This window comes from Desulfitibacter alkalitolerans DSM 16504 (genome assembly GCF_000620305.1).
GTDB lineage: Bacteria > Bacillota > DSM-16504 > Desulfitibacterales > Desulfitibacteraceae > Desulfitibacter > Desulfitibacter alkalitolerans.
Window position 1 is genome coordinate 1 of sequence record NZ_KK211101.1, and the last position, 12,486, is coordinate 12,486.

A 12,486-nucleotide genomic window follows, 5' to 3' on the forward strand; every position below is an offset into this window, starting at 1 on the left:
TAACACTGGTCGCTGCCGAAGTTCGCCGCGAGTTTGAAATCCAGTGCCAAAAATTCATTGCTGAAAACCACCTGCAGCTTGATATGTCCAGTGACAAGTGGACGCTGTTCCACAGGCACGGGCCGTCCCTGCACCGGGAAACCATTGATTTTACAGGAATTCGTTCACCTTCCCTGCGGCTTGAAATCAAGTATTTCATGAAGCACAGATATTACAGCATCACCGCCGACAAAGACCGTGCCATTACTACCTTAGCGTACGCGACCAATCTGCTCACAGATAACAATCCAAGTATTCGTTTTTTCGCGGATGTGGATGATGTTGATGTCCGGTCGCTGTACATGAGCATGGAGCGCAGATATGGACAAACAGCCGGAGGAAAGTCGGTATCCAATATCATGAGGGTTTTCAGCATTTTGTCGGTACTCATGGAATATCTGATGAGCAATCATCGGGATGAAGCAATGCGCAGCCCCGTTCCACACGACAACCCCTTTTCCCGTTACCGGTTTCATAACGCAAAGGACTACAAGGTACGGACCGCCGCCATTCCGGAGGCTGTTGCGGAGCAGATCGATGCGCATCTGGATGAACTTGACCCGGTGCAGGCTCTGCTGTACCGGATTTTCTCTGCCACAGGCATGCGTATGAAGGAGGTGCTTTTTCTGGAGGCCGACTGTCTGGAACCGTCACAGTATGAGGGTGTTGTCCAACTTAAGTACAAGCAGTACAAAACCCTGACCGCCAGACGGAAGGCCGGTGTGCCGGATTATCACAGAGTGCTCATCCTGAAAGCATTGGCAGATGAAATCTCCGGACAGATTCACAAAACGAAAGAGTGGCGGAAGGAACTTGGCGTGCCGTATCTGTTTGTCAACAAGCGGCCGAATTTTCGGGCCAGCATGATCAGTATGAGCAATTATCTGCTGGTCATCAACAGGCTCATTGAAAAATATGACCTCCGTGATGAAAACGGCCGGCTATGGCATTTTACCAGCAAACAGCAGCGCAAAACACTGACGGTTACCCTGATTGAAAACGGAGCGTCCGTGGATGAGCTTGCTTACTGGCTCGGACATCTTAGCAGAAACACTGCCTCAAATTACTACGCCGAAGTCCGGAAAATGAAGCTGGCTGAGCTCAATACAAGCTTCTTCCGGGAAAAATTCGATCTTCTGCTATCGGATGAACAGCTTGCGGAGTACACAGAGGAAGAACGCAGGCTGTTGTATATGGATTTCCGACTGGAACAACGGCGGGTGGAGTTTGGATTCTGCCTGAAAAAGCTGGCCGATGGCGGCTGTACAAGCAGGAGCAGCCTGATCAACTGTGTAAACTGCAAAAATCTTTGTACAGGACCCAAGTATCTTCCGTACTGGCAGAGTCTCATGAACGGACAGCGCGAGGTTGTGAACAGCCTCCTCGCCGCTTATGCTGAGGCTGGTATTACGGACTATGAGGAATTCAGAGAATACAGACAGGCAACATTCCTTCTTAACTGCTATGAAAACATTGTAAACGCCATAGAAGGAGGTGCCTCGGTATGAATCTTCCGCAATACAAATACATCGAAAACTACGACGAGCAGCAAAAGAGCCGGTACTTTGCCCTTTTGCCGCAGCTTGGCAGCAATATTCACTTCGATGAGGACACATGGGTGTGTGACAAACGAATGCGAAGTGCGGCGGAGCCGAAGAATTACATGAACATCTACTTTTCTGCCGTTCCATCTGCTTACAAAGAAATGGTGAAATACTATTCACTCCTGCGGCTGCTGCATGGTGATACGGTCAGAACGATCCGGTCAAGGATAGCCCGTCTGGTTCCATTCTTGAAGTTCCTGGCCGCAGCCTGCTCGGCCCCCCTGCTTTCGGGCTGTGACATACGGACGGCTTCAAGGCTGAAAGAGCATCTGGATGCATCCAGCCTGGCGGACAGTACCATACGGGACATCTGGCGCGAGGCAGGTTCTCTGTTTCGCATGATGAACGGGTTTGACGGGGTACCCTGCAAAAATCCTTTTGCCTGCAATCCATATGCGCGAGCTGAAAAGCTGGACTCCAAATATATCCCGGATAAGGTGGCTGAAAAGCTGGACGGTATCTTCCGGCAAGAAGAAATAGATCTGCACATCCGGTGTATTTACTGGCTGCTGCGGCTCATTCCGTCCCGGATATCCGAAGTGCTGGCCATGGCAATCGACTGCGTAAAGCCGTACAACGGGAATTTCGTTCTCTTTATCCCAACATGGAAGCAGAACGGAGGCAACATGGAACCGATCCTGCGTTCTGTCCACATTGAGGATACGGGGATTGCCGGATATCTTCTGGATTTGCTTCGGGCACAACAGACAGTAGCCGAGAAATTGCAGGAGCATTTGCCTGAAAACAAACGCGGTTGTCTTTTTACCTATCGGAGGGTGCTTCATTACAAAAACGGCACGGCTTCTCAGCCGGGCAGGGTTCAAAGTGTCTGTCCTGCCGTTGTGGACTACCATTTCAAAAGAATTTGTGAGCAGTACGGCGTCCTGGATGAAAATGGGGAGGTCTACAACCTGACATCCCATCAATTCCGCCACAACGGAATTACCGACCGGCTGGAAGCAGGCTTCACGCTGGAACAGATTGCCGACATGACGGGCCACCACGGAAACGCCATGATATGGAACGCCTATTCCCATCTGGATTTAAAGCCTAAGACCATCCTGCAAAAGCAGCGGTATGTTTTGAATGAGCCAAAGCCGCCGGATAATCCATATATCCTGTTCGGCGGACGAATTCTCCATATGGAGGAAATGCTTGAAAAGCGGCTGCTTAAAAACCTCCGGGCCCATAAGGTTCCGGGAGGCATCTGCGGCGACGTTACCGGATGCAAAAGCGATATGTGGGATTGTCTTGAGTGCGGGCATTTTATCCCGGACAGAGATCAGCTTTCCTATTTCGAGGAACAAGCGTCCGCATGGCGCAGCAAAGCAGACCGTTTCTCGGATTTCCCGGCCATTCACGCCAATGCGTTGAGAAACGCGGATTTATTTGAGAGGATCGCAGCCAAACTGCTGGGAGGTGAGAAAGATGAATAGCAAAGTACCCAAGGAGCTTATTGCCCGGCAGGAGCACCAGCGCCAAACCACGGTCAATACTGTCCTGAGAGCAATTTCAGAGCTTCGGGCCGAAGGGCACAGGCTGACGATTAAGAATCTTATGGACTATACCGGATTGTCGCGGTCTGTTTTCGGCAAAAAGCATATCCGGGCTGTTTTGGTCAGTCAGGGAATTGTAGCCGCAGAAGCTTGCGGAGCAGAGCGCACGCCGCCTAAATCCACTGTTCAACAACGAATGAAGCAAAAGCTTGAGGAAAAGGAACAACAGATTCGTCGGCTAACCGAAGAAAATACCGCTTTGAAAAGTGAATGCGAACTGCTAAGGGGCAAGTTGTATCTCCTGATGCAGCGGCAGTCACTGGAGTAGAAAACCGATTCTATTTTCACTGAAATATTTAACACGATTAAACTATGAGGTTTGGTCGTGTTTTTTATTTAAAAATCAAAAATGAAAGAAGGAATTTATCTTGAAAAACAAGCATATTCAGTTTACCATTCTCGCACCACCGACAACCGCATACTTTAATCGTGTCAATCGACCGTGCAGAAAAGTTCTCCCGACCTTAAAGGAGCGCATCCAGGAGATGTTCAATTATGCAGGCTAATCTGCTGCTCTTTATGCAGGGCGGCATTTTTATTGCCCTGCTTTTGGCGGCATCTGTCATCGATATCAAAAAGAGGATTATCCCCGACACTATCTGCCTGTTTATTGCTTTCACCGGACTGATCTGCTTCGAGCCGGTGAAGCTGTTCGGCGTACTGGCAGCTCTGCCGCTCCTGCTTGCCGCGCTTGTTTGGGGTGGCCTTGGGGGCGGGGACATCAAGCTCATGGCGGCATCGGGTATTGTCCTCGGTTTCATAGGAAGCATTGCGGCCATGGTCATTGGACTTACCGCCATGCTTCTTTTTTATGTTTTCCATGCCATAGTCCAAAGACTGCGCGGGAGGGAATGCCTAAAAGCATACCCTCTTGCGCCTTTTCTATCTATCGGCTGTATCGCCATATATTTCATGAATACAGGAGGAATCACCCTATGAGCTTTCTAAAAAACAGAACCGTACTTGGTGTCATCTGCATTGTGCTGTCTCTTTTGATTTGCTTTGTGGTAGCGCCGCTTTTTAACTCCAGTATCTCCCAAAAAACGGACATTGTCCGTGTCATCAAAGATATCAAAGCCGGAGATCAGATCACCAGGGAGATGCTGAAGATTGTGGAGGTCGGCAGCTACAACCTGCCGAAAAACGTAGTCAAAGATGTGGATACGGCTATCGGGAAATATGCTGCGGCTGATATGGCTGCAGGCGACTACATCTTAAGCTCCAAGCTCACCGATGTGCCTGCGGCAGAAAATGCCTATCTTTACCACCTCGATGGTGAAAAGCAGGCCATCTCCGTGACGCTCAAAAGTTTCGCCACCGGTCTGTCCGGCAAGCTGGCTACTGGCGACATCGTATCAGTCATCGCTCCCGACTACAAAAAGCGAGGCACGACCGTCATCCCTGCAGAGCTTAAGTATGTGGAGGTTATCGCCGTTACGGCTAACACCGGCTACGATACTGACACCGGCGGACAGCGGGGGAATGAGGATGAAAAGCAGCTCCCAAGCACCGTCACCCTTCTGGCATCGCCGGAGCAATCAAAAATCCTTGCCGAGCTGGAGGCGGACGGCAAGCTGCACCTGTCCCTCGTGTACCGGGGCAGCAAGGAGAATGCCGCCAAGTTTATTGAGGCACAGGACAAGGTAATCGAGGAATTGTATCCCTCTGCCAAGGTGCAAACAGCAGAAGAAAAAACAGAGTCAACCGGGGCAGAGAATACCGGAAATATAAAACCCGACACGCCAAAGGAGGGAGAATAAATGCTTAATTTTATCAAAGGCAGCATTTTCTCCCGAAACACCGGTGTTAAGGCGCAGGCTGCGGAAGCGGAAAAGGATGTTCAGGTGCTGGCCGTATGGGGCAGCCCCTCCTCTGGCAAGACCACCGTCAGTGTCAAGCTGGCCAAGCATCTGGCAGACAAAAAGCGCAATGTAGTGCTGCTTTTATGTGACATGACCGCGCCCATGCTGCCCTGCATCTGTCCGCCCTCTGACCTTGAATGGGAACGGTCGCTGGGCAGTATTCTGGCTGCAACCCATGTGACGGATACCCTGATCAAACAGAACTGCATCACCCATAAGAAAATCAGCTATTTAACCCTAATCGGCATGCTCAAGGGAGAGAATGTGTTCACCTACCCGCCCTATAACGCGGAGCTTGCCACAGAATTGCTCGATCATCTGCGGGATATTGCGCCATACGTTATCATCGACTGCAGCAGCTATATCGCCAACGACATCCTCTCTGCTGTTGCCCTCATGGAAGCGGACTCGGTACTGCGTCTGGTCAATTGCGATCTCAAATCAATCAGCTACCTTTCATCCCAGCTCCCGCTCTTAAAAGACAACAAATGGGATGCGGATAAGCAGTACAAGGTTGCAAGCAATGTAAAGACCAATCAAGCCAGCGAACATATTGAACAGGTGCTGGGCAATGTGGTGTTCAAGATACCCCACTCCGATGAGCTGGAGAATCAAGCTCTTGCCGGGGATTTATTCCGGGACCTGGTGCTCAAGGACAGCCGGGGCTTCCGCAAGGAGATTGAAAAAATTGCAAAGGAGGTCTTTGGCATATGAAAAGCAAAAAACGTAAGCAAAGAACTCTAGAAAAGTTCCAGGTAAGAAGTGCAGAAGTGCTTGCGGTAGAATCGCCGCAAACTATCCGGCCTATGAATGCAGCCCATAACCATAGCCTGTTTTTTGCGCCAAATAACAACCCCAAGGATTTTGGCGCTGTTTTGCGCGAAGTGCAGGAGTATATCTCCAGCAAGTATTCTACTCTCATTCTCGATGGGGGAAAAGATGAGGTTAAAACACAGGTCAAGCGGTATATCAGCAAATATCTGATGGATTGCCGCATCGCCGTAAAGGGGATGACCGACCAGCAGCTCGTTGATGCCCTCTATACCGAAATGGCCGAGTTCTCATTTCTCACTAAATACATCTTCGGGGCAGGAATTGAGGAAATTGACATCAATGCCTGGAATGACATTGAGGTCCAGTACAGCAATGGCACTACAGTCAAGCTTGACGAACACTTTGACTCTCCCGAACACGCCATCAACGTAATCCGCCGTATGCTCCATGTGTCAGGCATGGTGCTGGACAATGCCAGTCCCGCTATTTTGGGACATTTGAGCAAAAATATCCGCATCGCCGTGCTGAAAACACCCCTCGTGGACGAGGATGTAGGTGTGGCGGCCTCCATCCGTATTGTGAATCCGCAAAACATGGAGAAAGCTGACTTTGTAAAGGGCGGCACAGCAACCGATGAGATGTTGGACTTCCTGGCGGAATGCCTTCGGTATGGCATTTCGGTGTGTGTGGCTGGCGCGACCAGCTCCGGCAAGACTACGGTGGCTGGCTGGCTGCTGACCACCATTCCGGACAACAAGCGTATCTTTACGATTGAAAACGGCTCCCGTGAGCTGGCACTGGTGCGAAAAAAGGACGGCAAGGTGGTCAACAGCGTTATCCATACCTTGACACGCTCCAGTGATAACGAGAAGCAGAACATTGATCAGGATATGCTCCTGGATATGGCGCTGCGCTTCAATCCGGAGGTCATCTGCGTGGGCGAGATGCGCTCTGCAGAAGCATACACCGCCCAGGAATCCGCCCGTACCGGCCACACGGTGCTGACCACCATCCACTCCAATTCCTGTGAAGCCACATGGCGCAGGATGGCCACGCTGTGCAAACGGAAATACGATATTGCGGACGATACCCTCATGTCCCTTGTGACCGAAGCGTTTCCGATTGTTGTGTTCACCAAGCAGCTGGAGAATAAGCAGCGCAAGATCATGGAAATCATGGAGTGTGAAATCCTGCCTGACGGCACACGCAACTTCCGCACCTTATACCGGTTCCACATCACGGAGAGCCGCATGGAAGGCGACCGTTTCATCATAAGCGGCAGCCATCGGATGGAGAATACCATCTCCAAGAGCCTGCAAAAGCGCTTCCTGGAAAACGGCATGCCGCAGGAGACACTGAAGAAAATTACGAAAGGGCAGGATGATCTGGCACAGAATCTTTCTGTTGCACCTGCTTCGTACACAGAGATATTGCACAACTGCAGCTCATCCTCCAGCGAATTAAATGAGAAAAAAGAGGAAGTGATTGGAAAATGACTTTTATTCAGCTCATCGCTTGCATCGGCATGATTGCCGGTGCTTTTATCTTGCTTGGAATCTCGCCTATAGCGTTCACGGACGGCCTGTTTGGCTTTTTGATCAAAAGACCCAAAAGCATCAAGGATGAAATCAACGAGGCCACCAAGCGCAAGCGCCCTTCCTTCCTCCGCAGGGAGATTATAGAAGCGCAGGAAATTCTCGCGCTGACCGGACGAAGCAGCCGCTTCTCCCTGATCTGTGCTTGTTCGCTCTTGTTGTTTGCTATAGGCGTAAGTATTGCCATTCTGCTGCAGAATGTGTTCCTCGTCCCTGTCCTTGCGCTGGGCCTGATGTTCCTGCCATTTTGGTATATCAAACTGACTGTCACCCACTACAAGAAGAATATTGCTGCAGAGTTGGAAACGGCGCTGTCCATCATCACCACGGCTTACCTGCGAAACGAGGACATTGTGACCGCCGTGGAGGAAAATATGCAATACTTAAACCCGCCGGTGCGCAATGTGTTTGCCGGGTTTCTAACACAGGTGAGGCTCATCAACCCCGATGTGGATGCGGCACTGAAAACTATGAAGACCAAGATTGACAACGAAGTGTTCCGCGAGTGGTGTGATGCCATTACCGCATGCCAGTATGACCGGAGTCTCAAGACAACGCTGACCCCCATTGTCAGCAAGCTCTCCGATATGCGGATCGTCAACGCGGAGTTGGAATATCTCGTGTTCGAGCCTCGCAAGGAATTCATCATCATGGCGCTCCTTGTTATCGGCAACATTCCCTTGATGTATTTCCTCAATAAGTCTTGGTATAACACGTTAATGCACACTTTTGTTGGGCAGTTTATCCTTGCCATCTGTGCGGCGGCAATTTTTATTTCCACCGCCTTTGTTATTAAGCTCACCAAGCCCATTGAGTACAGGAGGTAGCAAGGCATCATTAATTTACAAGGCCACTTTGATGTAGTATAATAAGAATACAATAAGGATAAAATAATGCTACGCAAAAAGGAGTGGTCAAGATGATTAATATAAAGCCATCAGCTGCAATTCGAAAAAACTACAACGAGATTTCCGAGCTGTGCAAGAAGTCCGGACAGCCTGTGTACCTGACCAAAAACGGTGAGGGTGATTTGGTGGTGATGGATATTGAAGCCTTTGCCAGACGCGAAAGCATGCTGCGCCTCAGAGAAAATCTGGTCGCAGCCGAGGAAAGCCGGTTAAGCGGCAAAAGCGGTTATTCCATTGACGAGGTATCTTCCATGATGAAAGCAGCCATCAAGGAGGTACTGGATGGACAGCGAGGGTAAAATATACAAAGTGATTATCTCCGATGAGGCGGCGCAGATGCTGGTATCTCACTCCCGCTTTCTGGCCCAGGTTAGTGAAAAAGCCGTACTAGATCTCGTAGCTGAGTTCAGCGCGAAAGCAAAATCTCTGGAGGAATTTCCGGAGCGAAACCCTTGGCTCTCCGATCCTTACATTCCTGCCGGTAAGTACAGAAAACTCCTTATGGGCAAACGGTATCTGCTCATTTACCAGATAAAGGGCGATACCGTTTATGTGGATTATGTGGTGGACTGCAGGCAGGATTACGGCTGGCTGTTGTAAGAAGCATATTAAAAACTATATCGGAAATTAGCGTAAGATCATATGCCGTCACAGAAATGTGGCGGCTTTTCTGCATTTTACGGAGGTGAAACCATTTGATATTCCTGTTATTTTTATTTGTAGTCCTGCTTGCGGTAGGGCTGTTTTTTATTCTCGCGGATGTGCTCAAGCTGCCGACCATGGGAGCAGCCAAGGCCATGCTCAGTGCCGGTAAGCAGGACAAAAAGGCTGCCAAAACCGTGGATGCGTATTTCATGTCCGGCGCTGTCAGGCTGTCAAGATTTATTCGCCTGGATGAGTACCGCAAAAGCCGCATGTCCAACGTCCTCAAAGCGGCGGGCATCAGTATGACACCGGAGGTTTACCTTGCGTATGCCTTCGTCAAAGCAGGAGCGATCCTCCTTGGCGTGATACCCTGCCTGTTCTTGTTCCCGCTGCTTTCCCCGGTGATGGTGCTGCTCGCCGTGCTGGTCTATTTCAAGGAAACCAGAAAAGCGGATGAGCAGCTGAAGGTCAAACGGGAGCAGATCGAAAGCGAGTTGCCAAGGTTCGTGGCGACCATCGAACAGTCGCTGAAAAGCAGCCGCGATGTGCTGTCCATTCTGGAGAATTTTAAGAAAAATGCAGGCGCTGCTTTTGCAAGTGAACTGGACATCGTAACTGCGGACATGCGATCATCCAGCTACGAGGCGGCGCTCACCCGATTCGAGGCAAGGCTCAATTCACCACAACTCTCTGATGTAGTGCGCGGACTCATTGGTGTATTGCGCGGCGATGACGGCGCAATCTATTTTCAGATGCTCGCCCACGATTTTAAGGTGCTGGAGCTGCAAAGACTCAAGGGTGAGGCGCAGAAGATACCGCCCAAAATCCGGATTTTCTCCTTCATTATGCTGATATGCTTCCTGTTTACCTATCTCGCCATCATCGGCTATGAGATCATCAAGTCCCTCGGCGGGATGTTTTGAAATGAAATAGGTTGAATTTATCCTATTTCTGTGTATAATAGAAGTAGGAGGTGTTATGAATGAATATCAACACAAACAGCCTTGTATCCATTACCGAGGCCAATCAGAATTTTTCCAAGGTGGCGCGCTTGGTTGATGAGAATGGTGTTGCGGTCATTTTGAAAAACAATGTGCCGCGTTATATTATCACAGAGTTCAGTGAATTTCAGGCTGAGGAAATGGCGGTTGACGAGGATGTGAAAAGTATAGCCCGCCGCCTGATCACAAAACACCGGGCGGCGTTTGAGGAACTGGCTAAATGAAAAGATTAAGCATCCCGCAAATCGTGATGATGCACAGTGCGTTGATCAAGGAAACCGGAGGATTGGACGGGATTCGTGACGAGAACCTGCTGGACTCGGCGGTCAACGCTCCATTTCAGACCTTTGGCGGTGAATATGTATATAAAACACTGGAGGCGAAGGCGGCGCGTTTGGGGTATTCTTTAGTAAAAAATCATCCCTTTGTTGATGGCAACAAGAGAATCGGAATGCTTGCCATGCTGGTTTTTCTGGAAATCAATGGCATCGAGCTAACATGTTCGGATCAGGATATTATCGAAACCGGCTTAAAGCTTGCCGCCGGCGAGATGGATGATAAGCAACTCTTGGAATGGATTCTACGGCATAATTAAAGAATGGGCATGGCGAAAAAGAGCGGATAACCTCCGTTCTTTTTTTTGCGCTGAAAGGAGGTCTTCTGATGAACGAACAGGATTTGAAACAAAAGCTGCTGCGCTTTCAAAACCCGCCGGAGGTGGTGAGGGACCAGTGGCTGAACGAGCAGGGCACTGCTTTGGACGAGGAAAGGGGGCATGTTCTCTGTACACTTGCCGACACAAGGGATGCCGAACAAGATTACGAGCTGGGCGAAGCCTTCCGGGAACCCGGACAGGACGAGGGGGTGCGGATGTGTTAGAAAAGCTGGGGAATAAACGCGGAGAAGGGTATATCGATGTAGCGGTACTGGTACTTTGCGCCATGCTTGTCATTGCTCTTGCCGTCAAGGTGTTTCCGGTCTACATCGCCAAGAGCCAACTTGACACCTTTGCCTCAGAACTTTGCAGAGAAGCAGAGATTGCAGGCAGGGTCGGCAGCGAAACCAGCATGCGGGCGCAGGTCCTGCGGGAAAAAACAGGACTTGATCCCGCCATTTCATGGTCAAAGACCGGCAAAATCCAGCTCAATGAAGAGTTCACGGTGACCGTTTCCATGCAGACCGACATCGGACTCTTTGGCGGTTTCGGCTCCTTTCCCATTACCTTGACCGCACAGGCGACAGGCAAAAGCGAGGTGTATTGGAAAAAATGACAAAATTATATGGTATACTAAAGGGAAAAAAAGGATCGTCATTCCCATTGGTTGTTGCCATCACCCTCGCGCTTGGCATCATCCTGTGCGGAATATCCGAATACCTGAGGCTCATGATCATCGCCTCCGGTGTTCGGGATGCGGTGCAGTCTGCCATCATTTCGACAGTTAACGACAACTATGATGATGTTTACCACGGCGTTCGGGAGGGCTATGCAGGAGGGTATAAGCCAAGCGGTTCCTCATGGGAGGGCAGCATTGACTACGGCGATATTTATGAGTATCTTGACAATACCCTTGGCTTGCAAAAAAACGGCGGCTATCATGTGAAATACGCAGGCGAAGCGGTGGAATTCAAGCTCTCCGGTTTATCCGTCGATATTACTAATGTGCCCCTTGCACCCTCCGACTCCGACAGTGCGCAGGGCCTTCTCGCCGATGCGGTGATCCGGCTGGAGGTTCCGGTGTCCTTTGGCGGCAAATCCCTACCGCCGATGCGGATGAACCTTAAGGTGCAGGCGAAATATATGCCTCTATTTTAACTGTTTCAGAGTTGTAATAGACTTTTGAAAACTCTTGTGGTAGGGTGGCTTGTAAGGAACTGTAAAAAATAGACAAGGAGGTAATCTCTTATGAAGAATATAACTGACAAGACAAAGAAATGGCTGACCATCGCCGGACTTGGCATTGTGTGCGTGGCGCTGGTTATTGCAATATCCTCTCAATTTAAGACGCAAACACCGGTGGATGATGTGATAGCTTCGCCGACTGCAGTTACAGATAATGAGAACAATCCAGCCATCGACACCGGTGATAAGGCAGAAGAAAAAGAAGTGGTCATCCAGGCCAACGAACCGGTTGCAGCGCCGACCGATGACACAGCGGCTAAGACCGATCAGCCGGTACAGAATCTTCAGCCGGAAGTGACCAAACCGGCAGCGCCGACAGAAAGCCAAAAGATCGACAAAACCCAAAAGCCCAACGGAGAAAAGGTTGACAATGTGAAAGCGGTAGACCATGACAGTGTAAAAAAACCAAATACCACGCAGTCCGGTGAGCCGCAGGGCGGTGAGAAAAAAGACGGCAAGGTTTATCTTCCCGGCTTCGGATGGGTAACTGAAACAGGAGGTTCGGGTACAACAGTAGACGGTGATGGTGATATCAATAAACAAGTTGGAAAAATGGATTAGCCCATCAAATTAGAATAAAGTACTCCAAGAAGCGCAGCAGA

General features: G+C 49.9%; 18 protein-coding genes. All 18 read left to right on the forward strand.

Annotated features, from left to right (window positions below; translation table 11 throughout):
* Positions 1-1,547, forward strand: a 1,547-nt coding sequence (locus K364_RS0111685) for a tyrosine-type recombinase/integrase (RefSeq protein ID WP_028308174.1), incomplete at its 5' end; no start/stop codon positions are given.
* Positions 1,544-3,079, forward strand: a complete 1,536-nt coding sequence (locus tag K364_RS23870; RefSeq protein WP_035267808.1) for a tyrosine-type recombinase/integrase — start codon at positions 1,544-1,546, stop codon at positions 3,077-3,079. The genes K364_RS0111685 and K364_RS23870, both read left to right, overlap by 4 nt.
* Complete coding sequence (locus tag K364_RS0111695; RefSeq protein ID WP_035267751.1) at positions 3,072-3,467, forward strand: DUF6262 family protein; 396 nt, start codon at positions 3,072-3,074, stop codon at positions 3,465-3,467. Before K364_RS23870 ends, K364_RS0111695 begins: the two co-directional genes overlap by 8 nt.
* A 100-nt stretch (positions 3,468-3,567) precedes the next feature.
* Positions 3,568-3,705 (forward strand): DUF6133 family protein, encoded by a 138-nt coding sequence (locus K364_RS27925; protein ID WP_422857220.1) that lies wholly within the window; start codon positions 3,568-3,570, stop codon positions 3,703-3,705.
* Positions 3,695-4,138: a prepilin peptidase gene (locus tag K364_RS0111700; protein WP_028308175.1), complete on the forward strand. Its 444-nt coding sequence runs from the start codon at positions 3,695-3,697 to the stop codon at positions 4,136-4,138. Before K364_RS27925 ends, K364_RS0111700 begins: the two co-directional genes overlap by 11 nt.
* Positions 4,135-4,959 carry a Flp pilus assembly protein CpaB gene (gene cpaB, locus K364_RS0111705; protein ID WP_028308176.1) on the forward strand — a complete coding sequence of 275 codons (825 nt, stop codon included), beginning with the start codon at positions 4,135-4,137 and terminating at the stop codon, positions 4,957-4,959. Before K364_RS0111700 ends, cpaB begins: the two co-directional genes overlap by 4 nt.
* Positions 4,960-5,775 (forward strand): AAA family ATPase, encoded by an 816-nt coding sequence (locus K364_RS0111710; protein WP_028308177.1) that lies wholly within the window; start codon positions 4,960-4,962, stop codon positions 5,773-5,775.
* A 92-nt stretch (positions 5,776-5,867) separates the two neighbouring features.
* The gene (locus K364_RS23875) at positions 5,868-7,331 is read left to right on the forward strand and encodes a type II/IV secretion system ATPase subunit (protein ID WP_242841707.1); all 1,464 of its coding nucleotides are present in this window, start codon (positions 5,868-5,870) and stop codon (positions 7,329-7,331) included.
* Complete coding sequence (locus K364_RS0111720; protein ID WP_028308178.1) at positions 7,328-8,257, forward strand: type II secretion system F family protein; 930 nt, start codon at positions 7,328-7,330, stop codon at positions 8,255-8,257. Before K364_RS23875 ends, K364_RS0111720 begins: the two co-directional genes overlap by 4 nt.
* Before the next feature lie 92 nt (positions 8,258-8,349).
* Entirely contained in the window at positions 8,350-8,637 is a 288-nt protein-coding gene (locus K364_RS0111725) for a type II toxin-antitoxin system prevent-host-death family antitoxin (protein WP_035269190.1), read from the forward strand.
* A complete protein-coding gene (locus K364_RS0111730) occupies positions 8,621-8,938 on the forward strand; it encodes a type II toxin-antitoxin system RelE/ParE family toxin (protein WP_028308180.1) in 318 nt (105 codons plus the stop codon). The genes K364_RS0111725 and K364_RS0111730 overlap by 17 nt, the downstream gene beginning before the upstream one ends.
* A gap of 95 nt (positions 8,939-9,033) precedes the next feature.
* Positions 9,034-9,906 (forward strand): hypothetical protein, encoded by an 873-nt coding sequence (locus K364_RS0111735; protein WP_028308181.1) that lies wholly within the window; start codon positions 9,034-9,036, stop codon positions 9,904-9,906.
* Between the two features lie 59 nt (positions 9,907-9,965).
* Positions 9,966-10,208, forward strand: coding sequence for a type II toxin-antitoxin system Phd/YefM family antitoxin (locus K364_RS0111740; protein WP_028308182.1), 243 nt, complete (start codon positions 9,966-9,968; stop codon positions 10,206-10,208).
* Positions 10,205-10,579 (forward strand): type II toxin-antitoxin system death-on-curing family toxin, encoded by a 375-nt coding sequence (locus K364_RS0111745; protein ID WP_028308183.1) that lies wholly within the window; start codon positions 10,205-10,207, stop codon positions 10,577-10,579. Before K364_RS0111740 ends, K364_RS0111745 begins: the two co-directional genes overlap by 4 nt.
* Before the next feature lie 68 nt (positions 10,580-10,647).
* The gene (locus K364_RS23880) at positions 10,648-10,863 is read left to right on the forward strand and encodes a hypothetical protein (RefSeq protein ID WP_051534024.1); all 216 of its coding nucleotides are present in this window, start codon (positions 10,648-10,650) and stop codon (positions 10,861-10,863) included.
* Positions 10,857-11,255 (forward strand): DUF4320 family protein, encoded by a 399-nt coding sequence (locus tag K364_RS0111755; RefSeq protein ID WP_028308184.1) that lies wholly within the window; start codon positions 10,857-10,859, stop codon positions 11,253-11,255. The genes K364_RS23880 and K364_RS0111755 overlap by 7 nt, the downstream gene beginning before the upstream one ends.
* On the forward strand, positions 11,252-11,797 hold the full coding sequence (locus K364_RS0111760; RefSeq protein ID WP_028308185.1) for a hypothetical protein: 546 nt from the start codon (positions 11,252-11,254) through the stop codon (positions 11,795-11,797). Before K364_RS0111755 ends, K364_RS0111760 begins: the two co-directional genes overlap by 4 nt.
* A gap of 90 nt (positions 11,798-11,887) precedes the next feature.
* Positions 11,888-12,445, forward strand: coding sequence for a DUF6550 family protein (locus K364_RS0111765; protein ID WP_028308186.1), 558 nt, complete (start codon positions 11,888-11,890; stop codon positions 12,443-12,445).
* Positions 12,446-12,486 lie beyond the last annotated feature (41 nt).

What these genes read in the sequence shown, in the direction of transcription:
- K364_RS0111695 (WP_035267751.1), top strand. Translation starts at nt 3,072, where the DNA reads ATGAATAGCAAAGTACCCAAGGAGCTTATTGCCCGGCAGGAGCACCAG.
- K364_RS0111720 (WP_028308178.1), top strand. Translation starts at nt 7,328, where the DNA reads ATGACTTTTATTCAGCTCATCGCTTGCATCGGCATGATTGCCGGTGCT.
- K364_RS0111700 (WP_028308175.1), top strand. Translation starts at nt 3,695, where the DNA reads ATGCAGGCTAATCTGCTGCTCTTTATGCAGGGCGGCATTTTTATTGCC.
- K364_RS23870 (WP_035267808.1), top strand. Translation starts at nt 1,544, where the DNA reads ATGAATCTTCCGCAATACAAATACATCGAAAACTACGACGAGCAGCAA.
- K364_RS0111765 (WP_028308186.1), top strand. Translation starts at nt 11,888, where the DNA reads ATGAAGAATATAACTGACAAGACAAAGAAATGGCTGACCATCGCCGGA.
- cpaB (WP_028308176.1), top strand. Translation starts at nt 4,135, where the DNA reads ATGAGCTTTCTAAAAAACAGAACCGTACTTGGTGTCATCTGCATTGTG.
- K364_RS0111740 (WP_028308182.1), top strand. Translation starts at nt 9,966, where the DNA reads ATGAATATCAACACAAACAGCCTTGTATCCATTACCGAGGCCAATCAG.
- K364_RS0111745 (WP_028308183.1), top strand. Translation starts at nt 10,205, where the DNA reads ATGAAAAGATTAAGCATCCCGCAAATCGTGATGATGCACAGTGCGTTG.
- K364_RS0111725 (WP_035269190.1), top strand. Translation starts at nt 8,350, where the DNA reads ATGATTAATATAAAGCCATCAGCTGCAATTCGAAAAAACTACAACGAG.
- K364_RS23875 (WP_242841707.1), top strand. Translation starts at nt 5,868, where the DNA reads ATGAATGCAGCCCATAACCATAGCCTGTTTTTTGCGCCAAATAACAAC.
- K364_RS23880 (WP_051534024.1), top strand. Translation starts at nt 10,648, where the DNA reads ATGAACGAACAGGATTTGAAACAAAAGCTGCTGCGCTTTCAAAACCCG.
- K364_RS0111710 (WP_028308177.1), top strand. Translation starts at nt 4,960, where the DNA reads ATGCTTAATTTTATCAAAGGCAGCATTTTCTCCCGAAACACCGGTGTT.
- K364_RS0111760 (WP_028308185.1), top strand. Translation starts at nt 11,252, where the DNA reads ATGACAAAATTATATGGTATACTAAAGGGAAAAAAAGGATCGTCATTC.
- K364_RS0111730 (WP_028308180.1), top strand. Translation starts at nt 8,621, where the DNA reads ATGGACAGCGAGGGTAAAATATACAAAGTGATTATCTCCGATGAGGCG.